Source organism: Streptomyces sp. NPDC031064 (assembly GCF_055570965.1).
Genome location: NZ_JBVIGF010000002.1, coordinates 769,254 through 792,513, shown reverse-complemented (window position 1 = coordinate 792,513; position 23,260 = coordinate 769,254). Strand labels below are relative to the sequence as shown.

The 23,260-nt window shown below is 71.3% G+C and carries 25 protein-coding genes and 5 tRNA genes; 6 read left to right on the top strand and 24 right to left on the bottom strand.

Translation table 11 applies throughout. The features are described 5' to 3' along the window. Position 1: 1 nt before the first annotated feature. The 6 genes from ACZ46W_RS10265 to ACZ46W_RS10240 form a co-directional block, all read right to left on the bottom strand. A complete protein-coding gene (locus tag ACZ46W_RS10265) occupies positions 2 to 607 on the bottom strand; it encodes a YceD family protein (protein ID WP_468334273.1) in 606 nt (201 codons plus the stop codon). A 171-nt stretch (positions 608 to 778) separates the two neighbouring features. Further along, positions 779 to 1,840 (bottom strand): ATP synthase F0 subunit B, encoded by a 1,062-nt coding sequence (locus ACZ46W_RS10260; RefSeq protein WP_468334270.1) that lies wholly within the window; start codon positions 1,838 to 1,840, stop codon positions 779 to 781. A gap of 96 nt (positions 1,841 to 1,936) precedes the next feature. After that, complete coding sequence (coaD, locus tag ACZ46W_RS10255) at positions 1,937 to 2,419, bottom strand: pantetheine-phosphate adenylyltransferase (RefSeq protein WP_468334747.1); 483 nt, start codon at positions 2,417 to 2,419, stop codon at positions 1,937 to 1,939. A 26-nt stretch (positions 2,420 to 2,445) separates the two neighbouring features. Then, positions 2,446 to 3,030, bottom strand: a complete 585-nt coding sequence (gene rsmD, locus ACZ46W_RS10250; protein ID WP_468334267.1) for a 16S rRNA (guanine(966)-N(2))-methyltransferase RsmD — start codon at positions 3,028 to 3,030, stop codon at positions 2,446 to 2,448. Between the two features lie 69 nt (positions 3,031 to 3,099). Then, entirely contained in the window at positions 3,100 to 5,286 is a 2,187-nt protein-coding gene (gene recG / locus ACZ46W_RS10245) for an ATP-dependent DNA helicase RecG (RefSeq protein WP_468334264.1), read from the bottom strand. Positions 5,287 to 5,332: 46 nt separating this feature from the next. Further along, positions 5,333 to 6,925, bottom strand: coding sequence for a DAK2 domain-containing protein (locus ACZ46W_RS10240; RefSeq protein WP_468334261.1), 1,593 nt, complete (start codon positions 6,923 to 6,925; stop codon positions 5,333 to 5,335). A gap of 241 nt (positions 6,926 to 7,166) precedes the next feature. On the opposite strand from ACZ46W_RS10240, the gene rpmB reads away from it, so the two are divergent. Further along, positions 7,167 to 7,352: a 50S ribosomal protein L28 gene (rpmB, locus tag ACZ46W_RS10235; protein ID WP_064070327.1), complete on the top strand. Its 186-nt coding sequence runs from the start codon at positions 7,167 to 7,169 to the stop codon at positions 7,350 to 7,352. A 151-nt stretch (positions 7,353 to 7,503) separates the two neighbouring features. On the opposite strand, the gene thiD is transcribed toward rpmB, so the two are convergent. Beyond that, positions 7,504 to 8,286 (bottom strand): bifunctional hydroxymethylpyrimidine kinase/phosphomethylpyrimidine kinase, encoded by a 783-nt coding sequence (gene thiD / locus ACZ46W_RS10230; protein ID WP_468334744.1) that lies wholly within the window; start codon positions 8,284 to 8,286, stop codon positions 7,504 to 7,506. 8 nt (positions 8,287 to 8,294) lie between these two features. Further along, the gene (locus ACZ46W_RS10225) at positions 8,295 to 9,257 is read right to left on the bottom strand and encodes a thiamine-phosphate kinase (RefSeq protein WP_468334259.1); all 963 of its coding nucleotides are present in this window, start codon (positions 9,255 to 9,257) and stop codon (positions 8,295 to 8,297) included. Positions 9,258 to 9,460: 203 nt separating this feature from the next. Between ACZ46W_RS10225 and ACZ46W_RS10220 the strand changes: the two genes are divergently transcribed. Together ACZ46W_RS10220 and ACZ46W_RS10215 are read left to right on the top strand one after the other, a co-directional pair. After that, positions 9,461 to 9,694, top strand: a complete 234-nt coding sequence (locus tag ACZ46W_RS10220; protein WP_028802415.1) for an Lrp/AsnC family transcriptional regulator — start codon at positions 9,461 to 9,463, stop codon at positions 9,692 to 9,694. Positions 9,695 to 9,714: 20 nt separating this feature from the next. Next, positions 9,715 to 10,203 (top strand): DUF3515 domain-containing protein, encoded by a 489-nt coding sequence (locus tag ACZ46W_RS10215; protein ID WP_468334256.1) that lies wholly within the window; start codon positions 9,715 to 9,717, stop codon positions 10,201 to 10,203. A gap of 24 nt (positions 10,204 to 10,227) precedes the next feature. On the opposite strand, the gene ACZ46W_RS10210 is transcribed toward ACZ46W_RS10215, so the two are convergent. The 3 genes from ACZ46W_RS10210 to ACZ46W_RS10200 form a co-directional block, all read right to left on the bottom strand. Further along, positions 10,228 to 11,376 carry a D-alanine--D-alanine ligase family protein gene (locus ACZ46W_RS10210; RefSeq protein ID WP_468334254.1) on the bottom strand — a complete coding sequence of 383 codons (1,149 nt, stop codon included), beginning with the start codon at positions 11,374 to 11,376 and terminating at the stop codon, positions 10,228 to 10,230. A gap of 62 nt (positions 11,377 to 11,438) precedes the next feature. Beyond that, positions 11,439 to 12,488 carry an NAD(P)H-dependent glycerol-3-phosphate dehydrogenase gene (locus tag ACZ46W_RS10205; RefSeq protein ID WP_468334251.1) on the bottom strand — a complete coding sequence of 350 codons (1,050 nt, stop codon included), beginning with the start codon at positions 12,486 to 12,488 and terminating at the stop codon, positions 11,439 to 11,441. Then, the gene (locus ACZ46W_RS10200; protein ID WP_468334248.1) at positions 12,485 to 13,237 is read right to left on the bottom strand and encodes a lysophospholipid acyltransferase family protein; all 753 of its coding nucleotides are present in this window, start codon (positions 13,235 to 13,237) and stop codon (positions 12,485 to 12,487) included. Before ACZ46W_RS10200 ends, ACZ46W_RS10205 begins: the two co-directional genes overlap by 4 nt. A 125-nt stretch (positions 13,238 to 13,362) precedes the next feature. Between ACZ46W_RS10200 and cofC the strand changes: the two genes are divergently transcribed. Next, the gene (gene cofC / locus ACZ46W_RS10195) at positions 13,363 to 14,088 is read left to right on the top strand and encodes a 2-phospho-L-lactate guanylyltransferase (RefSeq protein ID WP_468334246.1); all 726 of its coding nucleotides are present in this window, start codon (positions 13,363 to 13,365) and stop codon (positions 14,086 to 14,088) included. A 10-nt stretch (positions 14,089 to 14,098) separates the two neighbouring features. Next, positions 14,099 to 14,302 carry a hypothetical protein gene (locus ACZ46W_RS10190; protein WP_366131688.1) on the top strand — a complete coding sequence of 68 codons (204 nt, stop codon included), beginning with the start codon at positions 14,099 to 14,101 and terminating at the stop codon, positions 14,300 to 14,302. 84 nt (positions 14,303 to 14,386) lie between these two features. Here ACZ46W_RS10190 and ACZ46W_RS10185 read toward each other — a convergent pair whose 3' ends face one another. From ACZ46W_RS10185 to leuC, 4 genes are all read right to left on the bottom strand, one after another. After that, positions 14,387 to 15,049 (bottom strand): HU family DNA-binding protein, encoded by a 663-nt coding sequence (locus ACZ46W_RS10185; protein ID WP_366131687.1) that lies wholly within the window; start codon positions 15,047 to 15,049, stop codon positions 14,387 to 14,389. Positions 15,050 to 15,190: 141 nt separating this feature from the next. After that, positions 15,191 to 15,418 (bottom strand): SCO5555 family protein, encoded by a 228-nt coding sequence (locus tag ACZ46W_RS10180; RefSeq protein ID WP_366131686.1) that lies wholly within the window; start codon positions 15,416 to 15,418, stop codon positions 15,191 to 15,193. A gap of 356 nt (positions 15,419 to 15,774) precedes the next feature. After that, positions 15,775 to 16,368, bottom strand: coding sequence for a 3-isopropylmalate dehydratase small subunit (leuD, locus tag ACZ46W_RS10175; RefSeq protein ID WP_366131685.1), 594 nt, complete (start codon positions 16,366 to 16,368; stop codon positions 15,775 to 15,777). A gap of 6 nt (positions 16,369 to 16,374) precedes the next feature. Then, positions 16,375 to 17,799: a 3-isopropylmalate dehydratase large subunit gene (gene leuC / locus ACZ46W_RS10170; protein ID WP_468334240.1), complete on the bottom strand. Its 1,425-nt coding sequence runs from the start codon at positions 17,797 to 17,799 to the stop codon at positions 16,375 to 16,377. A gap of 189 nt (positions 17,800 to 17,988) precedes the next feature. Here leuC and ndgR point away from each other — a divergent pair, with 189 nt between their 5' ends. Continuing rightward, positions 17,989 to 18,705 carry an IclR family transcriptional regulator NdgR gene (gene ndgR, locus ACZ46W_RS10165; protein ID WP_366131683.1) on the top strand — a complete coding sequence of 239 codons (717 nt, stop codon included), beginning with the start codon at positions 17,989 to 17,991 and terminating at the stop codon, positions 18,703 to 18,705. 128 nt (positions 18,706 to 18,833) lie between these two features. Here the strand turns inward: ndgR and ACZ46W_RS10160 are convergent. The 9 genes from ACZ46W_RS10160 to ACZ46W_RS10120 form a co-directional block, all read right to left on the bottom strand. After that, positions 18,834 to 18,909: transfer RNA gene (locus ACZ46W_RS10160), tRNA-Glu, on the bottom strand. An 18-nt stretch (positions 18,910 to 18,927) separates the two neighbouring features. Then, positions 18,928 to 18,999, bottom strand: a tRNA-Gln gene (locus ACZ46W_RS10155). A gap of 15 nt (positions 19,000 to 19,014) precedes the next feature. Next, a tRNA-Glu gene (locus tag ACZ46W_RS10150) sits at positions 19,015 to 19,090 on the bottom strand. A 60-nt stretch (positions 19,091 to 19,150) separates the two neighbouring features. Continuing rightward, a tRNA-Glu gene (locus tag ACZ46W_RS10145) sits at positions 19,151 to 19,223 on the bottom strand. 39 nt (positions 19,224 to 19,262) lie between these two features. Then, positions 19,263 to 19,334 (bottom strand) — tRNA-Gln (locus ACZ46W_RS10140). 89 nt (positions 19,335 to 19,423) lie between these two features. Continuing rightward, positions 19,424 to 20,143, bottom strand: a complete 720-nt coding sequence (locus ACZ46W_RS10135; protein ID WP_468334236.1) for an HAD family hydrolase — start codon at positions 20,141 to 20,143, stop codon at positions 19,424 to 19,426. 10 nt (positions 20,144 to 20,153) lie between these two features. Next, the gene (locus ACZ46W_RS10130) at positions 20,154 to 20,834 is read right to left on the bottom strand and encodes a DUF4241 domain-containing protein (protein WP_468334234.1); all 681 of its coding nucleotides are present in this window, start codon (positions 20,832 to 20,834) and stop codon (positions 20,154 to 20,156) included. Between the two features lie 123 nt (positions 20,835 to 20,957). Further along, on the bottom strand, positions 20,958 to 22,430 hold the full coding sequence (gene gltX, locus ACZ46W_RS10125) for a glutamate--tRNA ligase (RefSeq protein WP_468334231.1): 1,473 nt from the start codon (positions 22,428 to 22,430) through the stop codon (positions 20,958 to 20,960). Beyond that, positions 22,423 to 23,211: a fumarylacetoacetate hydrolase family protein gene (locus tag ACZ46W_RS10120; RefSeq protein WP_468334228.1), complete on the bottom strand. Its 789-nt coding sequence runs from the start codon at positions 23,209 to 23,211 to the stop codon at positions 22,423 to 22,425. The genes gltX and ACZ46W_RS10120 overlap by 8 nt, the downstream gene beginning before the upstream one ends. Positions 23,212 to 23,260: the final 49 nt, after the last annotated feature.

Below are 23,260 nucleotides of genomic sequence, written 5' to 3'. Positions count from 1 at the left end.
GCTACTTCTCCTGCTTCTCGTCGACGCCCGCTTCGGCGCCGCTCATGTTGTCCTTCTCGCCGGTCCCGAGTGAATCGGCGAGTCCCTGCAGTGCCGCCCAACGGATGTCGACGGCGTCGTGGTGGTGGTCCGGGTTCTCGTTCAGGTTGATCCCGCATTCGGGACACAGTCCTGCACAGTCCTCCCGGCACACCGGCTGCATCGGCAGTGACAGCACCACCGCATCACGCAGCACGGGCTCGAGGTCGAACATGCCGTCCTCGAGGGGGGTCATGTCCTCGTCGTCCTCGGCATCGTCGTCCGCGGCCGCCTTGCGGTGGCCCCGGTCGTCGGTGTCGGGGTACGAGAACATCTCCTGGAAGTCCGCCGCGACATCCTGGCGCAGCGGCTCCAGACACCTTACGCACTCCCCCTCGGCCGACGCACGGGCGGTGCCTGTGACAAGCACCCCTTCCATGACCGACTCGAGGCGGAGGTCCAGCTCGACGGGCGAGCCTTGCGGCACGCCGATGACCCCGTCGATACCGAGGTCCGCGGGGGCCTCGACCGTGCGGGAGATCCGCTGGAGGGCACCGGGACGCCGGCCCAGCTCGTGCGTGTCGAACACGAGGGGGTTGCGGTGGTCGAGGCGCGTACTCAGGGCTCTTCCTGCTTTCGGATCGTGTGGGGGCCGGCCCGTTCGGATCTGGAGACGAAGCGGGCAGCCGAGATCGCGGACGTACTCGCGACCGAAGAGCCAGGATACTGGACGCTTCGCTCACAGCCCAATCCGGGCCGGTCAGTGCCCCTGTCCCTGCCCGTGCCCCTGCTCGTACCGGCGGAGCTGGTCCAGGTCGATCATGCTCGTGTCGAAGAAGCTGGTCTCGTCGAGCGCGGCGGTCTGGGTCTGCTGAGGCTGGGGCTGGGGCTGTTCGTACGCGTACTGCTGGCCGTACCCCTGGCTCTGGCCCTGGTCGTAGCCCTGGTAGGCGTACGGGTCCTGCTGGTAGGCGGCGTAGGCGTCCTGGGGCTGCTGGTACGCGTACGGGTCGGGCTGCTGCTGGGCCGGGACGTGGGCCGCGGCGGGCTGCATGGGCGGCGGTACGGGCTGCTGCCGGCCCGGCTCGGGGTCGGCCAGCTCGGCGAGGCCCGCCAGGTAGTCGGCGTCGCTGGTGTGCTGCCGGGCGCCGCCGGCCGCGTCCTGGGCGGCCATGTGGGCGCCGAGGTCGTCGGTGGCGATGCGGCCGTGCAGCTTCTGGCGGCCGCGCCCGACCGCCTCCAGGGTCTTGGTCAGCACGGCCTCGAAGGCGCTGATCTTGGCGTCCACGTACTCGTCCGCGCGCCGGATCAGGGTCTGCGGGTCGGCGCTGTACTCGGGGGCGTCCTCGTCGGCGTACCCCTGGTCGTCCAGGCCGGGGCCCCGGCCGAGCAGCTTCTCGCGGCCGCGGTCGACCGAGCCGATGGTCTTGGTGAGGACGACCTCGAAGTTGGCGAGCTTGGAGTCGACGTAGTCGTCGGCCTCGGCGCGGATCTCCTCGGCCTCCCGGCGGGCCTCGGCGAGGATGCGGTCGGCCTCCTCCTGGGACTGGCGGGCGACCTGGGTGTCGGAGATCAGCGAGCCGCGTTCGGCGTGGGCGGCCTCGATGATCCGCTCGGCCTCCTGGCGGGCCTGCTCGACGAGCTGCTCACGGCCGCCGATCAGCTCCTGGGCCTGGGCCAGTGAGCCGGGCAGGGCCTGGCGCAGCTCGTCGAGCATCGCGAGCAACTCGGCGCGGTTGACCACGCAGGAGGCCGACATGGGCATGGAACGGGCGCTCGCGACCGTCTCGACGATCTCGTCGAGCTTCTTCTGCACGTCCACCGTGTGCTCGCCACTCTCTAAAGCCGGATTGGAGACGGACGGGACGACTGTAAGGCCAGTCGGCCACGGCCCGACACCGGGTGACGGGCTGTCAGTTCAGGACTTCTCACCGAGGCGCTTGACCAGTGCCTCGTGGACCACGGGCGGCAGGAGGTGGGAGACGTCACCGCCCCAGGCGGCGACCTCCTTGACCAGGGAGGACGACAGGAAGCTGTAGGTGGGGTTGGTCGGGACGAAGAGGGTCTCGACGCCGGAGAGGCCGTTGTTCATCTGGGCCATCTGGAGCTCGTAGTCGAAGTCGCTGACGGCCCGCAGCCCCTTGACGATGGCGGGGATGTCGCGCTCCTTGCAGAAGTCGACCAGCAGGCCGTGGTGGGACTCCACCTTGACGTTGCCGTACTCGCCGGTGACCTGGCGGATGAGCTCCATCCGCTCCTCCACCGTGAACAGGCCCTTCTTGGACTGGTTGATCATCACCGCGACGTGGACGACGTCGTACAGCTTGGAGGCGCGGGCGATGATGTCGAGGTGTCCGTTGGTGATGGGGTCGAACGACCCCGGACAGACTGCGCGGCGCAACTGAAGTCCCTCGCTCTCCGAACCGGTCATCGTGCGTCTTCGCACGTAGAGGCGGCGCGACCGTACCAAAACGTTCCCTCGCCGTAGCGACGGGCCCGTAGCGGTTCGAAACCGTCCGGCCAGGCGAATTCCCCGCCCCTGGTGCTGCGCTCCACGGTGACGAGCGCGTCGTCGGCGAGCCAGCCTTTGGTGCGGAGTGTGAGGAGGATCTCGCCAAGATCGTCGTCGGAGACGGCGTACGGCGGGTCCAGGAAGACGATGTCGTACGGGTCCGCGGGCGGCGCACTTGTCACGATCTGTTCGGCTTTGCCGGTGCGGACCTCGGCGCCGGGCAGGCCGAGCCCGCGGACGTTGTCGCGGACCGTGCGGGCGGCCCGCTGGTCGGCCTCGACCAGCAGGGCGTGGGCGGCGCCCCGGGAGAGCGCCTCCAGGCCGACGGCGCCGGACCCGGCGTACAGGTCGGCGATCCGGATGCCGTCGAGCGTCCCGAGGAGCGCCTCCCAGGTGGAGAACAGCCCCTCCCGGGCCCGGTCGGAGGTGGGGCGGGTGCCGTTGCCCGGCGGCACGGCCAGGCGGCGTCCGCCGGCCGCACCGGCGATCACGCGGGTCATCTGAGGTCCTTAGCCGTCCTGTGAATGCTGGTGCCTCCACGATATGGGCTCCGGCGGCATGTGCACCGCTCAGCCCTTCTCCAGATACTGCTCCCGTTCCTGGTCGAGCAGGGCGTCCAGGGCCGTGCGAAGCTCCGGGAGGTGCTCCAGCTCGGGGTCGGCGGCGACGACCGCCACGGCCTCCTCGCGGGCGGCCGCGATGACCTCCTCGTCGTCGATGACGGCGAGCATGCGGAGGCTGGAGCGGACCCCGGACTGGGCCTGGCCGAGCACGTCGCCCTCGCGGCGCTGTTCGAGGTCGATCCGGGAGAGCTCGAAGCCGTCGAGGGTGGAGGCGACGGCGCCCAGCCGCTGGCGGGCCGGGCTCGCCTCGGGCATCTCGGTGACCAGCAGGCACAGGCCCGGGGCCGAGCCACGGCCCACCCGGCCGCGCAGTTGGTGGAGCTGGGAGACGCCGAACCGGTCCGCGTCCATGATCACCATGGCGGTGGCGTTGGGGACGTTGACGCCGACCTCGATCACGGTCGTCGCGACCAGGACGTCGGTGTCCCCGGCGGCGAAGCGGCGCATCACGGCGTCCTTGTCGTCGGGGGCCATCCTGCCGTGCAGCACCTCGACGCGCAGACCGGCGAGGGGGCCCTTGGCGAGCTGGTCGGCGACGTCGAGGACGGCGAGCGGGGGCCGCTTGTCCGCGTCGCCCTCCTTGGCCTTCTTCTTCTCGTCCTCCTCGTCGCCGATGCGGGGGCAGACGACGTACGCCTGGTGGCCGTTGCCCACCTCCTCGCGGACCCGCTCCCAGGCACGGGCCAGGAAGTGCGGCTTGTCGGCCGCCGGGACGACATGGCTGGCGATCGGCGAACGCCCGGCGGGCAGTTGGTCCAGGACGGACGTCTCCAGGTCACCGAAGACGGTCATCGCGACCGTGCGCGGGATGGGGGTGGCGGTCATCACCAACAGATGGGGCGGCTGCTTCCCCTTCCCCCGCAGGGCATCCCGCTGCTCGACGCCGAAGCGGTGCTGCTCGTCGACGACGACCAGGCCCAGGTCGTGGAACTGGACCTTGTCCTCGATCAGCGCGTGCGTGCCGATGACGATGCCCGCCTCGCCGGTGACCAGGTCGAGCAGCGCCTGGCGGCGGGCGGCGGCGCTCATGGAGCCGGTGAGCAGCACGACCTTGGTGGCGTGCTCCGCGCCGCCGAGCATGCCGCCTTCCGCGAGCTCGCCCATCATCTCGGTGATGGACCGGTGGTGCTGCTGGGCGAGGACCTCGGTGGGGGCGAGCATGGCGGCCTGGCCGCCCGCGTCCACGACGGCGAGCATCGCCCGCAGCGCCACCATGGTCTTTCCGCTGCCCACCTCGCCCTGGAGGAGGCGGTGCATCGGGTGCTCGGTGGCCAGGTCGTCGAAGATCTCCTTGGAGACCTTCTGCTGCCCCTCGGTGAGGGTGAACGGCAGTCTGGCGTCGAAGGCGTCCAGCAGCCCGCCCGGCACCGGCACGCGCGCCACGGCGGGCTGCTGGGTGTCGGCGTACCGCCGCCGGGCCAGGGCGACCTGGAGGACGAACGCCTCGTCCCACTTGAGCCGCTCGCGGGCGTCGGCGATGTCGGCCTTGGTGCGCGGGCGGTGGACCTTGCGGAGGGCGTCCGGGAGACCGGTGAGACCGCGCCCCTCGCGCAGCGCGGGCGGCAGCGGGTCGACGGCGTCCGCCGCGCTGGGCAGCACCGCGTCGACCGCCTTGGCGATCTTCCAGGACTCCAGCTTGGTGGTGGCCGGGTAGATCGGGATGAGGGCCCCGGCCCAGGAGTCCACGGCGCTCTCGCCGTCCTCGCCGCGCAGCAGCTCGTAGGCGGGGTGGGCGAGCTGCGTCTTGCGGTTGAAGACGGAGACCTTCCCGGCGAACATCGCGCGCGTGCCGGGCAGGAGGTCCTTGTGCGGCTTGTGGACGCCCTTGCCGAAGAAGACCAACTGCAGCCGTCCGCTGCCGTCGGTGATGGTGACCTCCAGGCGCTGGCCGCGCCCCTTGGCGCTGTTGAAGGTCAGCACGCGCGCGTCCGCGACCCGGGCCACCACCGTGACGTGCTCGTCCAGCGGCAGGTCGGCGAGGGTGGTGAGCTCGCCGCGCTCCGCGTACCGCCGGGGGTAGTGGTGGAGCAGGTCACCGACGGTGTGCAGGTCGAGGTGCTCGGCCATCACCTTGGCGGTGGCGGCGCCGAGCTGCTTCTTCAGTGGTTCGTCGAGAGCTGACACGTCTCCCATTGCACACCACGGCACTGACAGGCGGGCGCACCTGTGGACGGACGCGCTACTCGACGCCGATCAGCAGCAGGGGGGCCTGCGGGCCGCCCGGGTACACGACCGTGTCGACCGCGAGGTGCGTTTCGCGTACGTGGCTCTCCAGGCGGTCCGCGAGGGCCTCGGGCGCGTCGTCCGCGAGGACGAGGGTGACCAGTTCGCCGCCCGCCGAGAGCATCCGGTCCAGGACCGTCTCGGCGACGGTGGCCACGTCATGGCCGATGACGGCGACGTCGCCGTCGATCAGGCCCAGCACGTCGCCCGCCTGGCAGACGCCGACCGAGGTGAACGACTGGTGCTCCGCGACGGCCAGTTCGCCGTAGCGGGTGGCGCCCGCCGCGGCGGTCATGGCCACGACGTCCTCGTCGAAGCGCCGGTCCGGTTCGTGGACGGCGAGGGCGGCGATGCCCTGGACGGCGGCCCGCGTCGGGACGAGGGCGACCCGGATGCCCTCCGCCCGCGCCTGTTCGGCCGCCGCCGCCGCGGTGTGCCGCAGGGCGGCGTCGTTGGGCAGCAGGACGACCTCGCGCGCGTGGGCGCGCCGGATCGCCTCGACGAGCTCGCCGCTGGCCGGCGGCTCGCCGGGCCGGGCCAGCACCGTCGTGGCGCCCGCCTCGGCGCACAGGTGGGCGAGCCCCTCACCGGGCAGGACCGCCACCACGGCGCGCCCCGCGCGCTCCTCGGGCGCCTCCGTGCCGGGCGTACCGAAGTGGGTGATCCGGATCCGGTACGGGCGCCCCGCCTCGACGCCGGCCTCCACCGCCGCGCCCGCGTCGTCCACGTGGACGTGGACGTTCCACAGCCCGTCGCCGCCCACCACGACCAGGGAGTCGCCGAGCGCGTCGAGCCGCTCCCGGAGCCGGGCCACGGCCGCGTCGTCGGCCTCCAGCAGGTAGATGACCTCGAAGGCGGGCCCGGCGTCCGCGCAGGGCTCCACTGCGGGGGCCACCGCCCGGGGCGTGCGCGGCGCCCGCGCGGGCGCCTCCCCCGAGACCGCCTCCACCAGCGCGCCCAGCATCGTGACGAGGCCGCGCCCGCCCGCGTCCACCACGCCGGCCCGCTCCAGGACGGCGAGCTGGGCGGGCGTGGCCTCCAGGGCCGCGCGGGCGCCCGCGTACGCGGCGCGGGCGACGGTCACCACGTCCTGGCCGCCCGCCGCGGCGGAGGCGGCCGCTGCCGCGACGCTGAGGATGGTGCCCTCGACGGGGTGGGCGACCGCCTGCCGGGCGGACACCGAGGCCTTCCGCAGCGCCCTGGCCAGGTGGTCCCCGTCCCGGCCTTCGGCGAGGACCTCGCTCATGCCGCGCAGCAACTGCGACAGGATCGTCCCGGAGTTCCCCCGGGCGCCGATCAGCGCGCCGTGCGCCATGGCGCGCACGGTGTCGGCGAAATCGGGCGCCGTGATGGCCGTGAAGACGGCTTCGACCGCCTGGGAGGCGGACTCGACCGTCAGGTACAGGTTGGTGCCGGTGTCCCCGTCCGCGACCGGGTAGACGTTGATCGCGTCGATCTCCTCGCGCTCCCGGCCGAGCGCCTCCAGCGCCAGTGAGCACCAGTCGCGGACCACTGCGGAATCGAGCGCCTGCGGCAGGGTCTGCGGCACCTGGTGTCCTCCTCGAGCAGCGCTGGCTGCACCGCAGCGTAGACCCCGCCCGGGGCCGGGGCCCCGACCGGGGGCCGGGCGAACCGTGGTAGTTTCGTTGAACCAGGGCAGTCGTTGTATGCTGCTCCGGTTGCCCGATGAAAGTCGGGCCATTCCCCCGGCAACGCCACTTCAGTCACCAGATCTGATTCCGGCTCGCCGGATTTCACTGTAAGTGCATCTGAAGTCTTTGGAGTGACCCGTGGCTGCCAACTGCGACGTCTGCGGCAAGGGGCCGGGCTTCGGCAACAACATCTCGCACTCGCACCGCCGTACGTCCCGTCGCTGGAACCCGAACATCCAGCGCGTGCGTGCCGTGGTCAGTGGGACGCCGAAGCGGCTCAACGCTTGCACCTCGTGCATCAAGGCCGGCAAGGTCTCGCGCTAACGCCGACGACGGTTCGTCGTAGCGCAGCCTCTGCGGTTGCCTTGAAAGCCGGTCCACCTCGGTGGACCGGCTTTTTGCCGTACCCGCGCCGTACCGGGCGCGCTGCCGCGGCCGTACCCGGGCGCGCTGCCGCGCCGTACCGGCCCGCGCGTTACCGGAAGCGCCAGCCGTGGTCGACCGGGCCGATCCCGCCGCCCAGCGCGAACCCGGCCGCGATGGCCCCGGTGACGTAGGCCTTGGCCTCCCGTACCGCGTCCGGCACCGTCAGGCCCTTGCCCAGGCCCGCGGCGACCGCCGAGGCGAGGGTGCAGCCCGTGCCGTGGGTGTGCCGGTTGTCGTGCCGGGGTGCCCGCAGCCAGTGCTCCTGGGTGCCGTCGGTGAGCAGGTCCACCGCGTCCCCGGCCAGGTGCCCGCCCTTGATGAGCGCCCAGCGCGGCCCGTACTCCAGCACGGCGGCGGCGGCCCGCCGCAGATCGCCCTCGTCCTCCACCGTCACGCCGGTGAGCTGGGCCACCTCGTCCAGGTTGGGCGTCGCCACGGTGGCGACCGGCAGCAGCCGCTCGCGCACGGAGTCGAGCGCGGACGCCGCCAGCAGCGGGTCGCCGTGCTTGGACACCCCGACCGGGTCGACGACCACGGGCGCGTCGGTCCCGGCCAGCAGCTCGGCGACCGCCTCCACGAGCGGCGCGGAGGCCAGCATGCCGGTCTTCACGGCCTGTACGCCGATGTCGTCGACGACGCTGCGGTACTGGGCCCGCACCGCCTCCACGGGCAGCTCCCAGGCGCCCTGGACGCCCAGCGAGTTCTGCGCGGTGACGGCGGTGATCACGCTCATGCCGTGCACGCCCAGCGCCAGCATGGTCTTCAGGTCGGCCTGGATGCCCGCGCCGCCGCCGGAGTCGGATCCGGCGACGGTCAGCACGTTCGGGATCACCCGGGACGTCACTCGCCCTCCCCGAAGTGGTCCCAGCCGCCCTGCGCGTGCCAGGGCGCGCCGTCGACGGTGACCTGGGGCAGCGCGGAGGGGTTGAGGACCTCGCCGATGACCTTCCAGCGGGCCGGCAGCTTCACGTCCGGCGGGAAGGTCGCGACGATGGCGTGGTCCTCACCTCCGGTGAGGACCCACTGCATGGGGTCGACGCCGACGGCCTGGCCGATGTCGTTCATCTGGGTCGGGATGTCGATGAGCCCGGAGCGCAGGTCGATGCGGACCTTGCTGGCCTCGGCGATGTGCCCGAGGTCGGCGATCAGGCCGTCGCTGACGTCGCACATGGCGGTCGCGCCGAGCCCGGCGGCCGCCGGGCCCGCGTGGTAGGGCGGCTCGGGCCGGCGGTGGGCCTCGACGAAGGCGCGCGGCGAGCGGAACCCGCGCGAGAGCACCGCGTACCCGGCCGCCGACCAGCCCAGCCAGCCGGTGTACGCGACGACGTCACCGGGCTGGGCGCCGGCCCGGGTGACCGGCTCGTGGTTGCGCAGGTCGCCCAGCGCGGTGATGGACACGGTGATCGTGTCGCCGCGTACGACATCGCCGCCGACGACGGCCGCGCCCGCGACCTGGCACTCGTCGCGCAGGCCGTCCATGAGCTCGGTCGGCCAGGTCACCGGGAGTTCCGCGGGGACGACCAGGCCGAGGAGCAGCGCGGTGGGTACGGCGCCCATGGCGGCGATGTCCGCGAGGTTCTGGGCGGCGGCCTTGCGGCCGACGTCGTAGGCGGTGGACCAGTCGCGGCGGAAGTGCCGCCCCTCCAGCAGGATGTCCGTGCTCGCCACCACACGCCGGTCGGGTGCGGCCACGACCGCGGCGTCGTCGCCGGGCCCGATCCGTACCGCCGGGGTGGAGGTGAGCCGGGAGGTGAGCTCCCTGATCAGCCCGAACTCCCCCAACTCGCCGACAGTGCCCTTCATCGCTGTGCCCCTTCTGCCCCAGTGCGGTTGCGCTCGCGACCCGTCACTGCTGTAGGTACCGTCAAGTAGACCGTCAACCCGGTACTTCGTGCGCCGGCCTCGCGCGCCACCGGCCGCGAGGGTCTCCCCGCTGCCCGCGGCGACGCGGTACCGTGGCGTCCCTTTCTTCTCCACAAGATCCTCGTGGCCGCCCTGGAGGTTCCGTGGTACAGGCGTACATCCTTATTCAGACCGAGGTGGGCAAGGCGTCGACGGTCGCCGAGACCATCTCCAAGATCCCGGGGGTGATCCAGGCCGAGGACGTCACGGGTCCGTACGACGTGATCGTGCGCGCCCAGGCCGACACGGTCGATGAGCTCGGCCGCATGGTGGTCGCCAAGGTCCAGCAAGTGGACGGGATCACGAGGACCCTGACCTGCCCGGTCGTACACCTGTAGCCCCCGTCTACCCTGAGCCGGTGACGTCTTCGCACCGGCTTCGCCGCCTGCCCGCCCTGCCCGCCACCGTCGCGGCCGCCGCTGTCCTGCTGGCGGCCGCGGGCTGTTCCCCGACGGACGCACAGGCGACCGTCGCGGTTCCCAGCCCGCCGTCGGAGGAAGCCGCTCTCTGCGGCGCGCTGCACGAGCGGCTCCCGGAGACCGTCTCGGGACTGGACCGGAGTGATCCGGAGCCGGGTTCCGATCTGACCGCCGGGTGGGGGGACGGGGCGATCGTACTGCGCTGCGGTGTCCCCCGCCCCGCCGGTATGAGCGATGACAAGGCGGACGCGGTCGAGGTCAACGGGGTGGACTGGCTGCTGGAGAAGCCGGAGCACGGCGGGACCCGCCTCACCACGACGTACCGCAAGGCGTACGTCGAGGTGACGCTGGACGAGACCTTCACCGAGATGAAGCCCCTGCTGGAGCTCGCCGCCCCGGTCGCCGGGACGATCCCGAAGACCCTGTGACCCCCGCCGCGGGGGCCGCGCGGGTCAGCGCAGGCCGGTCGGGCGGCGCAGGGCGGCCTGGATGAGGCGGTCGACGAGCTCCGGGTAGCTGACGCCGCTCTCCTGCCACATGCGCGGGTACATGGAGATCGGCGTGAAGCCCGGCATCGTGTTGATCTCGTTGATGACGAACTCGCCCTCGTCGGTGAGGAAGAAGTCCGCGCGGACCAGGCCCTCGCAGGACGCCGCCTCGAACGCGGCGATGGCGAGCCGCTGCACCTCGGCGGTCTGCTCCGGGGTGATCGGGGCGGGGACGACACCGGAGGCGGAGTCGATGTACTTGGCCTCGAAGTCGTAGAAGTCGTGGTCGGTGACGGGCGGGATCCACGCGGGAACGGAGGCGCGCGGGCCGTCCTCGAACTCCAGCACGCCGCACTCGATCTCGCGGCCGGTCAGCAGCGACTCCACGATGACCTTGGGGTCGTGGCGCCGGGCCTCCTCGATGGCGGCGTCCAGCCCGGAGGGGTCGTCGACCTTGGTGATGCCCATCGAGGAGCCGCCCCGGGCGGGCTTCACGAAGAGCGGCCAGCCGTGCTCGGCGGCGAAGCCGGCGATCTTCTCGCGGGCGGCGGAAGGATCCTGCTCCCACTCGCGGGGGCGGATCACCTCGTACGGGCCGACGGGCAGGCCGAAGGAGACGAAGACCCGCTTCATGTACTCCTTGTCCTGGCCGACGGCCGAGGAGAGCACCCCGGCGCCCACGTAGGGCACGCCGGCGAGCTCCAGGAGCCCCTGGAGGGTGCCGTCCTCGCCGTAGGGGCCGTGCAGCATCGGGAAGACCACGTCGACGTCGCCCAGGACCTTGGGGACGGCGCCGGGCTCGCTGTAGACGACCTCGCGGCTGCCGGGGTCGACGGACAGGACGACGCTGCCCTCGTCGGACTCGGTGAGGTCGGCGACGGACGGCAGCGTGCGGTCGGCGATGGCCATCCGCTCCGGTTCGTCGGCGGTCAGCGCCCAGCGGCCGTCGGTGGTGATGCCGATGGGCAGCACGTCGTACTTGTCCCGGTCGATGGCGCGCAGGACGGCACCGGCCGTGACGACGGAGATGGCGTGCTCGGAGCTGCGGCCGCCGAAGACGACGGCCACGCGCGGCTTGCGCCCGGGGCTGGTGGGGAGGTTCTCGCTGCTCATATCGCGATGAGCGTACCTGCTCCCTCCGGCTGCGTCAGCGACCGATGGCCGCTTCCGCCGGGTCAGCGCCGCTCGGGCTTGGCGGCCCGTGACATCAGCTCCTTGAGGGCCACCATCGGCGGCTTGCCCTCGTGGACGATGCCGACGACGGTCTCCGTGATGGGCATGTCGACGCCGTGGCGGCGCGCCAGATCCAGCACGGATTCACAGGACTTGACGCCTTCGGCGGTCTGCTTGGTGACCGCGATGGTCTCCTCCAGGGTCATGCCCTTGCCGAGGTTGAAGCCGAAGGTGTGGTTGCGGGAGAGCGGCGAGGAGCAGGTGGCGACCAGGTCGCCGAGGCCGGCGAGCCCGGAGAAGGTGAGCGGGTCGGCGCCCATCGCCAGTCCGAGGCGGGTGGTTTCGGCCAGGCCGCGCGTGATGAGCGAGCCCTTGGCGTTGTCGCCGAGGCCCATGCCGTCCGCGATGCCGACGGCCAGCCCGATGACGTTCTTCACGGCTCCGCCGAGCTCGCAGCCGACGACGTCGGTGTTGGTGTACGGGCGGAAGTACGGGGTGTGGCAGGCGGCCTGGAGGCGCTGGGCGACGGCCTCGTCCCGGCAGGCGACGACGGCCGCGGCGGGCATGCGGGCGACGATCTCCTTGGCGAGGTTGGGGCCGGTGACCACGGCGACGCGGTCCTCCGGCACCCCGGCGACCTCCTGGATGACCTCGCTCATCCGCTTGGCGGTGCCCAGCTCGATCCCCTTCATCAGGGAGACCAGGACCGTGCCGGGGGCCAGTTGCGGCGCCCATTCGGCGAGGTTGCCGCGCAGCGTCTGGGAGGGGATGGCCAGCACGGTGAAGTCGGCGTCGTGCGCGGCTTCGGCGGGGTCGGTGGTGGCGCGTACCGACGCGGGGAGTTCGGTGCCCGGGAAGTAGTCGGGGTTGGTGCGGTTGGTGTTGATCGCGTCGGCGACCTCCTGGCGGCGGCCCCAGAGGGTCACCTGGCAGCCCGCGTCGGCGAGCACCATGCCGAAGGCCGTACCCCAGGATCCGGTGCCGAAGACGGCCGCCTTGACGGGGGCGTCGCCGGGGCGGCCCGCCGGGCCTGCCGTGTCGGGGCGTGTCACTTCGCTTCCTCCCCTGCGGCCTTGCGCCGCTGTTCCAGGCGGGCCCTGCGGTGGTCGTACGGCGTGGCGGGGGCCTTCTCGCCCCGGACCTCCTCCAGGAGGGAGGTGATGGCGGCCATGATGACCTCGGTCGCCTCGCGCAGCACCTCGGGGGTGGGTTCCTTGTCGTAGAAGCGGCTGAGGTCGACGGGCGGACCGGCCTGCACGATGAGGGTCTTGCGCGGGAAGAGGCGGACCTTGTTCTCCTTGGCGTAGGGCGGCATCGCCAAGTTGGCGCCCCACTGGGCGACCGGGATGACCGGCACCCTGGTGAGCAGGGCGACGCGGGCGGCGCCGGTCTTGCCCGCCATGGGCCACATGTCGGGGTCGCGGGTGAGGGTGCCCTCGGGGTAGAAGGCGACGCATTCGCCCCGTTCGATGGCGGCGACGGCGGCGCGGAAGGCGTCCAGCGCGTTGGTCGTCTCGCGGTAGACGGGGATCTGTCCGGTGCCGCGCAGCATGGTTCCGACGAACGAGCCCTTGAACAGGGCGGCTTTCGCCAGGAACCGAGGAACTCGTCCGGTGTTGTACTGGAAGTGCGCGTACGACAGCGGGTCGAGGTACGAGTTGTGGTTGACGGCGGTGATGAATCCCCCGTCGGCCGGAATGTGCTCCATTCCCCGCCAGTCCCGCTTGAACAGAACCACCAGTGGCGGTTTTGCGATGACCGCCGCAAGGCGGTACCAGAAGCCGATTCTGCGGCGGGACACTCGGACACCTTCCTCTGGGCGGGCCTGCGGGGGTCAAGTGTCGCCCCAGGCCTCTGCTCTGTCGAGAACACCGTACGCCCCGCCCCGGACACCGGCGCTCCGGGTCGCGCCGGGGCCGCGCCACAATGAGCCCCGGCGGACATGGCCCGCCGAACCGCCGTCGCAGGAAAGGAGCGCCCGCCACGAACGCCGACCCGACCGGCTCCTGGTCCCTGGTCGTCCCGCTGAAGCCCCTTGTCCGGGCGAAGAGCAGGCTCGCCGGCGCCGCCGGCCCCCTGGTGCGGCCACGGCTGGCGCTGGCCTTCGCGCAGGACACCGTGGCGGCGGCGCTGGCCTGCCCGGCGGTGCGGGATGTGTCCGTCGTCACGGACGACCCGGTGGCGGCGCTCACGCTGGGAGCCCTGGGGGCGCGGATCGTGCCCGACACCCCGGCCGCCGGCCTGAACGCCGCGCTGGCCCACGGGGCCGAGCACGTACGCCTCCGGCGGCCCGGCGCGCCCGTGGCCACCCTGAACGCCGATCTTCCCGCGCTGCGGCCGGGGGAACTGTCCCGGGTGCTGGCCGCCGCCTCCGAATTCCCGCGCGCTTTTCTCGCGGACGCCGCCGAAATCGGTACGACATTGCTGTCGGCGGGGCCCGGAGTGGAATTGCGCCCGGCTTTCGGCGGGGCGTCGAGGCGCCGGCATTTGTTGTCGGGCGCGGTGGAAATCCGGTTGGACGACGTCCGCTCCGTGCGCCAGGACGTGGACACCGGGGACGATCTGCTGGCCGCCGTGGAGCTGGGCGTGGGGCCGCGCACGGCCGAGCGGTGGGCGGTGGACGTCGGCGCGGCGGACGGGGCGGCCGGATAAGCTGCCGTCCATGCAGGCGACCGCGTACACGTACGACCCCGAATCCCGCAGCGGGAGTGTGCTGCTCGACGACGGCACCCCGGTGGACTTCTCCGCGGCGGCCTTCGACGCGGGCGGCCTGCGGTTGCTGCGGCCGGGGCAGCGGGTCCGGATCGAGACGGAGGGGCAGGGCGAGTCCCTGCGCATCACGCTGGTGACGCTCCAGACGTTCTAGGCCCCGCACACACACCGCGGGCCGGGCTCCCTTGCGGGGAGTCCGGCCCGGCGTGTGAGGGGCCTTGGGGGCCTGCGCCGCTTACTAGCGCGCGCGTGCGGTGGTCTTCTTGGCGGTGGTCTTGCGCGCCGTCGTCTTCTTGGCCGGGGCCTTCTTCGCGGTGACCTTCTTCGCCGGCGCGGTCTTCTTGGCGGTGGTCTTCTTGGCCGCCGCGGTGGTGGCCTTCTTGGCCGGTGTGGCCTTCTTCGCGGTGGTCTTCTTGGCCGGAGTGGCCTTCTTGGCCGTGGTCTTCTTGGCGGCGGTGGTCTTCTTCGCCGGGGTCGCCTTCTTGGCGGCCGCCTTCTTCGCCGCTGCCGTGGTCTTCTTGGCGGCGGCCTTCTTGCCCACGGCCTTGGAGATGGTGGGCGGGGCGCCCGTGAGGCTGCCCTTGGGCGCCTTCTTGACGGCGACCTCGCCACCCTTGGGGAGCTTCTTCGAGCCGCTGACCAGGTCCTTGAAGCCCTGACCGGCACGGAAGCGCGGAACGGAGGTCTTCTTGACCCGCACGCGCTCACCCGTCTGCGGGTTGCGGGCGTACCGGGCCGGACGGTCGACCTTCTCGAACGAGCCGAAGCCGGTGACCGAGACCCGGTCACCGGCGACCACGGCACGGACGATCGCGTCGAGCACCGCGTCGACAGCATCGGCGGCCTGCTGGCGGCCACCCATCTTGTCGGCAATCGCTTCTACGAGCTGCGCCTTGTTCACGTCTTCCCCTTCGGAGACATTGCCGGAACGAAAGTGTTCAAGCTTTTTCGCACGTTAGGCAGATATATACCGCAAATCAAACACGAAACGGGCTAATCACCCTAGTGCCGCAACGAAGTCGGCCGCCGCGGAGTTCGAGTGTCAGTCCCCTTCAGGGAATCGGCCCTCGTCGAGGTCCTTCATCAACCGGTCCAGCCGCCTTGCCGCACCTGCGAGATCGTGCTTCGCCGCGGCCGTGATGGCCAACAGCTTCCGGGACAGCGTCATCCTTACGCCCTCCGGGACTTGCAGTTCGCGCACGCGGGTGTGCGCTTCTTTCAGTCGGGCTGCGACGGCCTGATAGAGCTCGAGTTGGCTGTCGCGTTCCATGCACCGATTGTGCCATCTGGGGCGAGTTGTCGCCTCCGTAGGGGGTAACTGGCCTGCTGCTGCGGCGTTTCGGGAGCCACGGCCACTCCCCCCGGCAGACCTCCGCCGCACCGGTAAACGCCTTCCCCCGTACGGCAGTTGAAACCTCCCGGCACACCGCTCGCGGGTCGGGGGAGGAGCTTGGCGGGGCGGGCGAACGGTGTCAGCCGGATGGCCCCTTGGGGGGCGGGCAAGGGCACTTTCGGCCATCGTCCCCATGGCTCTCCCGGCGGAGTTGAGCACCCGCACACGACGGTGCCCCCGGCCGTGGATCGGCCGGGGGCACCGGAGGGGTGACGCGGGGGTCCGGGAGGGGCTCAGACCTGGAGGGTGCGCGGCTTGTACGAGGGGCGCTTGGCCTCGTACGCGGCGATGTCCGCCTCGTTCTGGAGCGTGATGCTGATGTCGTCCAGGCCGTTCAGCAGCCGCCAGCGGGCGTTCTCGTCCAGTTCGAAGGCCGCGGTGATGCCTTCGGCGCGCACCTCGCGGGCCTGAAGGTCCACGGTGATCTCCGCCTGCGGGTCGGCCTCGGTCAGCTCCCACAGCGCGTCCACGGTCTTCTGGTCGAGGACCACGGTGAGCAGGCCGTTCTTCAGCGAGTTGCCCCGGAAGATGTCGGCGAAGCGGGAGGAGATGACGGCCTTGAAGCCGTAGTTCTGCAGCGCCCATACGGCGTGCTCGCGCGAGGAGCCGGTACCGAAGTCGGGGCCGGCCACCAGGACCGTGGCGCCCTGCCGCTCGGGGCGGTTGAGGACGAACTCGGGGTCCTTGCGCCAGGCCTCGAACAGGCCGTCCTCGAAGCCGTCGCGGGTGACCTTCTTCAGCCAGTGCGCCGGGATGATCTGGTCGGTGTCGACGTTGCTGCGGCGCAGCGGGACGGCCCGGCCGGTGTGGGTGGTGAAAGCTTCCATGGTTGCTCAGACTCCGGCGGTCGCGGGGGCTTCGGACAGGTCGGCGGGCGAGGCCAGGTGGCCCAGCACGGCGGTGGCGGCGGCGACCTGCGGCGACACCAGGTGGGTACGGCCGCCCTTGCCCTGCCTGCCCTCGAAGTTGCGGTTGGAGGTGGACGCGGAACGCTCACCAGGCGCGAGTTGGTCGGGGTTCATGCCCAGGCACATCGAGCAGCCCGCGTGCCGCCATTCGGCCCCGGCCTCCTTGAAGACCTTGTCCAGCCCCTCCTCGACGGCCTGGAGGGCGACCCGGACCGAGCCGGGGACGACCAGCATCCGTACGCCGTCGGCGACTTTGCGGCCGTCCAGGATGGCGGCGGCGGAGCGCAGGTCCTCGATGCGGCCGTTGGTGCAGGAGCCTACGAAGACGGTGTCGACCTTGATGTCCCGCAGCGGCTGCCCGGCGGTCAAGCCCATGTACTTCAGGGCGTTTTCGGCGGCCAGGCGCTCCGAAGCGTCTTCGTACGAAGCCGGGTCGGGGACGGACGCCGAAAGCGGCGCTCCCTGGCCGGGGTTGGTGCCCCAGGTGACGAAGGGGGCCAGCTCGGAGGCGTCGATGACGACCTCGGCGTCGAAGACCGCGTCCTCGTCCGTCTTCAGGGTCTTCCAGTAGGCGACCGCCGCGTCCCAGTCCTCGCCCTCGGGCGCGTGGGCGCGGCCCTTCAGGTAGGCGAAGGTGGTCTCGTCCGGGGCGATCATGCCCGCGCGGGCGCCGGCCTCGATCGACATGTTGCAGATGGTCATGCGGGCCTCCATCGAGAGTTTCTCGATGGCCGAGCCGCGGTACTCCAGGACGTAACCCTGGCCGCCGCCGGTGCCGATCTTCGCGATGATCGCCAGGATCAGGTCCTTGGCGGTGACGTCCGCCGGCAGCTCGCCGTCGACGGTGATGGCCATGGTCTTGGGGCGGGCCATGGGCAGCGTCTGGGTGGCCAGGACGTGCTCGACCTGGGAGGTGCCGATGCCGAAGGCGAGCGCGCCGAACGCGCCGTGCGTGGAGGTGTGCGAGTCGCCGCAGACCACGGTGGTGCCGGGCTGGGTCAGGCCGAGCTGCGGTCCCACGACGTGGACGACGCCCTGCTCGACGTCGCCCAGCGGGTGCAGGCGGACGCCGAACTCGGCGCAGTTCTTGCGCAGCGTTTCGAGCTGTGCCCGGGAGACGGGGTCGGCGATCGGCTTGTCGATGTCGAGGGTCGGGGTGTTGTGGTCCTCGGTCGCGATGGTGAGGTCGAGCCGCCGCACCTGCCGGCCGCTCTTGCGCAGGCCGTCGAAGGCCTGGGGGCTGGTCACCTCGTGCAGCAGGTGCAGATCGATGAAGAGCAGGTCGGGCTCGCCTTCGGCGCGCCGGACGACATGGTCGTCCCAGACCTTCTCCGCGAGAGTCCTACCCATCGCTTTCCCTCCGGCCGGCGTGGTGTGCCGGCTCCTCTAGAGATCAGTGGGCCCACGCCCGTAAACCCACGTTTCACGTGCTGGACGTCGACATCGAGACCCGTTGGTCGTCGGGTCGCACGTACAGGGTGGCAAGTTCCTGGAGAAATTGAACTTGCGTTTCACAGAGTGAGACGTGAATATCGTTGCATGGACAACTCTAGCGGCGTCGGCGTTCTCGACAAGGCAGCTCTGGTATTGAGCGCCCTGGAGTCCGGTCCGGCCACCCTCGCCGGGCTGGTCGCGGCGACAGGGCTCGCACGACCCACGGCACATCGCCTTGCCGTGGCACTGGAACACCACCGGATGGTGGCGAGGGACATGCAGGGCCGGTTCATCCTGGGCCCGCGGCTGGCGGAGCTCGCCGCCGCGGCCGGTGAGGACCGTCTGCTGGCCACGGCCGGACCGGTACTGACTCATCTGCGTGACGTGACCGGGGAGAGCGCGCAGCTCTACCGGCGCCAGGGCGACATGCGCATCTGCGTCGCCGCGGCGGAGCGGCTGTCCGGACTGCGGGACACCGTGCCGGTCGGCTCCACGCTCACCATGAAGGCGGGCTCCTCCGCCCAGATCCTCATGGCCTGGGAGGAGCCGGAGCGGCTGCACCGGGGCCTCCAGGGCGCCCGCTTCACGGCGACGGCCCTGTCGGGCGTACGGCGCCGCGGCTGGGCCCAGTCGATCGGTGAGCGCGAGCCGGGCGTGGCGTCCGTCTCCGCGCCCGTACGGGGCCCGTCGAACCGCGTGGTGGCCGCCGTGTCGGTGTCGGGGCCGATCGAGCGCCTGACCCGCCACCCGGGCCGGATGCACGCCCAGGCCGTCATCGACGCGGCCGCCCGCCTGTCGGACGCGCTGCGCCGCGCCGGCTGACCACCGTCCCTGCTGCCGACTCCCGGCCCACCGCTTCAACGCCGCAGCGGTGGGCCGGAGTTGTCTCTCCACCCAACCCTGCCCGTGCACGCGAAGAAGCCCTCCCCTGCTGGGGAGGGCTTCCTCTGTGGTACCCCCGACCGGATTCGAACCGGCGCTACCGCCTTGAGAGGGCGGCGTGCTAGGCCGCTACACAACGGGGGCAAGATCAAAAGAGATCCGCTGGCCTACCAGGACTCGAACCTAGACTAACTGAACCAGAATCAGTCGTGCTGCCAATTACACCATAGGCCACTGGTTTAGACCAGTTGGTACCCCCGACCGGATTCGAACCGGCGCTACCGCCTTGAGAGGGCGGCGTGCTAGGCCGCTACACAACGGGGGCCCTAGCGATCCTGCATCGAGGACATGGGAGCTACCCAGACGACCTCGCGGGAAGGATCTGTACCCCCGACCGGATTCGAACCGGCGCTACCGCCTTGAGAGGGCGGCGTGCTAGGCCGCTACACAACGGGGGCTTTGCGGATCAGATCCGCGATGCAGATGAGCTCTGCGAGCTGGCCTACCAGGACTCGAACCTAGACTAACTGAACCAGAATCAGTCGTGCTGCCAATTACACCATAGGCCACCAAAACGCAACCCCCGGTGGGGATTTTGTTCGGGTTACGCTTCCGGGTTCCGGCCTTTCGGCCCGCTCCCCTCGGCGCAGAAAGAACATTACCCGAAGGAGTCCGGGGCTCCAAAACGGGTATCGCCGCGCAGCAGGGCGGGGAGCTGGTCGAGGCCCGTGATCGTCGTGAGCTCGGGTCTCCCGCCGGCCCCACTGCGGTCCAGCCAGATCCCGGTCAGCCCGGCCTCCACGGCGCCCCGGGCGTCGATGTCCGGGTGATCACCGACGTACGCCACCTCGGCCGGACGCAGCCGCAGGGCGTCGCAGGCGGCGTGGAAGGCGGCCGGGTCCGGCTTGGCGACGCCCAGCTCGGCGGCGCAGAGCAGCACCTCGAAGCGGTCGCGCACGCCCAGCACGCGCAGCTTGCGGTCCTGGTTGTGGACGGAGGAGTTCGACAGGGCGGCGTGCCGGTAGTCGGCCGCCAGCAGCTCCAGGACCGGCAGGGTGTCGGGGAACAGCTCCCAGGCGGCCTCGTAGTGCCGCAGGTAGCGCTGGAACCAGGCGTCCGCCTCCTCGTCCGTCAGCGCCTCCCCCAGGAAGTCCCGCACCCGGTCGCGCCGCTGCTCCTCGAACCCGACCCCGCCGGCCTCGAAGCGCCGCCAGTGGAGGGTGGTGAGCTCCTTCCAGCGGGTGAGGGCCTGGTCGACGGATTCGTACCCGTTGACCAGGCCCTCGGCCCGCAGGTGGTGCAGCATGCCGGCGCGGTCGGCGCTCGCGTAGTCGAAGATCGTGTCGTCGATGTCCCACAGGACGGCGCGGATCGGCATGCGGCCGAGCCTACGCGGCAGCCGTCTGCGTCTCGTCCGGCACGACGAAGAAGTCGGTGACGAAGCAGGTGACGGCACCGGAGGCGTCGCGGCCGACCCAGGTGGGGTAGGCACCGTCGCCCCAGCCGGACATGAAGGCGATCAGGTTGTGGCCGGTGTCGGGGGCGGTGACCGTGTGGGGGCCGAGGTAGGCGTCGCCGCCCGCGTCGAAGGCGTCCCACAGGGGGCCCTCGTCGCCCTGGCAGTCCGGGAAGGATTCGTCGCACGCGGCGTCGTAGAAGCAACCGGTGCCGGCGTCGACCGGGTAGGCGAAGAACTCGTCGTCGGCGAGGTCCGCCGGGTCCTGGTCGGCGTGGTGGGCGATCTCCCAGGTGACGGCCGGGGCCTCGGTGATCACCAGGCGGGCGGCGGCCATACGCCGGTGCGGGGTGGCGGACGGCGGCTCGTCGGGCTCGGCGAGCGTGGCCACGGCGCACTCGACCCGGTAGCGGCCCGGCGCCACTTCCGCGGTGAAGGGCTTCGCCTCGCCGCTGCCCAGCTCGACGAAGGGATCACAGGCGACGACCCGGCCCGTGGGCAGCCACAGCTCCCCGGCCCGCACCAGCGACATCGTGCCGGTGAGTCCGGTCTCCTCGCGGAAGCGGTGCCCCGGCGTGAAGCGCCGGGAGAGGTCGGGAGCGGGCATGGGCATGGGAATTCCTCCGGACGGCCGGCGACGATGATCGTTGCCGACCCTAGCGGCGGCCTCCGACAACGCCGGAGGGGCGGCCACCGGGTGTCCGGTGGCCGCCCCCCTCGCACGTACGGGTACGGATTACGCGGCGAGCTTCGCCAGGGCCGCGTCGATGCGGGCCAGGGTGCGGTCCTTGCCGAGGATCTCCAGCGACTCGAACAGCGGCAGGCCGACCGTGCGGCCGGTGACGGCGACGCGGACCGGGGCCTGGGCCTTGCCGAGCTTGAGGCCGTGCTCCTCGCCGGCGGCGAGGACGGCGCCCTTCAGGGACTCGGGGCTGGTCCAGTCCGCGTCCGACAGTCGCTCGCGGGCCGTGCGCAGCAGGGCGTCGGAGCCCTCCTTCATGGCCTTCTGCCAGGACGCCTCGTCCTGCACCGGCTCCTTCAGGAACAGGAAGTCGACGTTGGCCGTGATGTCGGACAGGACGGTCAGGCGGGTCTGGGCGTGCGGGGCGATGGCCTCCCAGGCGGCCCGGTCGAAGTCCTCCGGCGCCCAGGGGGCGTGCGGGGCCTTCAGCCAGGGCTCGCAGGCCTCGGTGAACGCCTTCACGTCCAGCATGCGGATGTGGTCGGCGTTGATCGCCTCGGCCTTCTTCAGGTCGAAGCGGGCCGGGTTGGCGTTGACGTCCGCGATGTCGAACTTCGCGATCATCTCGGGGATGGTGAAGACGTCCTGGTCGGCGGAGAAGGACCAGCCGAGGAGCGACAGGTAGTTGAGCAGGCCCTCGGGGAGGAAGCCGCGCTCCCGGTACAGGTTCAGGGAGGACTGCGGGTCGCGCTTGGAGAGCTTCTTGTTGCCCTCGCCCATCACGTACGGCAGGTGGCCGAAGGCGGGGATGCCCTTGGCGATGCCGAGCTCGATGAGCGCCTTGTAGAGCGCGATCTGGCGCGGGGTGGAGGACAGCAGGTCCTCGCCGCGCAGCACGTGGGTGATCTCCATCAGCGCGTCGTCGACCGGGTTGACGAGCGTGTAGAGGGGGGCGCCGTTGGCGCGGACGATGCCGTAGTCCGGGACGTTGTCCGGGGTGAAGGTCAGCTCGCCGCGGACCAGGTCCGTGAAGGTGATCGGCTCGTCGGGCATCCGGAAGCGGACGATGGACTCGCGGCCCTCGGCCTCGTACGCCGCCTTCTGCTCGTCGCTCAGGTCGCGGCACGTGCCGTCGTACCCGGACGGCTTGCCGGCGGCGCGGGCGGCCTCGCGGCGCTCGTCGAGCTCGGTGGCGGTGCAGTAGCAGCGGTACGCGTAGCCGCCGGCGAGCAGCTTGTCGGCGACGTCCTTGTAGATGTCCATGCGCTGCGACTGGCGGTACGGGGCGTGGGGGCCGCCGATCTCGGGGCCCTCGTCCCAGTCGAGGCCGAGCCAGCGCAGCGAGTCGAGGAGCTGCTGGTAGGACTCCTCCGAGTCGCGGGCCGCGTCGGTGTCCTCGATGCGGAAGACCATGGTGCCCTGGTTGTGCCGGGCGAAGGCCCAGTTGAACAGGGCGGTGCGGACCAGGCCCACGTGGGGGTTGCCGGTCGGCGAGGGACAGAAACGTACGCGGATCGCGTTAGCCACGCTTGATCACCTTGTTGGTGAGAGTGCCGATGCCTTCGATGGTGACGGCGACCTCGTCGCCGACGTTGAGCGGTCCGACTCCGGCCGGGGTGCCCGTGAGGATGACGTCGCCCGGGAGCAGCGTCATGGCCTCGGTGATGTGGACGACGAGGTCCTCGATGGAGCGGATCATGTCGCTCGTACGACCCAACTGGCGCTGTTCTCCGTTGACGGTGCACTGGATCGTGACGTCGGCGGGGTCGAGGTCCGTCTCCACCCAGGGGCCGAGCGGGCAGGAGGTGTCGAAGCCCTTGGCGCGGGCCCACTGCTTCTCGCGCTGCTGGGCGTCGCGGGCGGTGACGTCGTTGGCGCAGGTGTAGCCGAAGATGACGTCCTTGACCCGCTCGCGCGGGACCTCGCGGCACATGCGGCCGATGACGACGGCGAGCTCGGCCTCGTGGTGCAGCTCGTTCGAGAAGGAGGGGTACTCGATGGCGTCGCCCGAGCCGATCACCGAGGTGGTGGGCTTGAAGAAGGCGACGGGGACGTCCGGGACCTCGTTGCCGAGCTCCGCGGCGTGCTCCGCGTAGTTGCGGCCGATGGCCACGACCTTGTTGGGCAGCACGGGCGGCAGCAGCCGGACCTTGCTCAGCGGGACCTTGGTCCCGCTGAGTTCGAAGTCGGCGTACGGAATACCCTTGATGATGTTGAGGACGAGAGCGCCCTCTTCGCCGGGGGCGCCGTCGCCCTCGACCGCGCCGAAGGCGACATTGCCGTCGATGGAGAATCTGGCGATGCGCACGGGATGCCGTGCCCCTTACTTCCGCTGGCTGGAGTCTGACGCTCCAGGC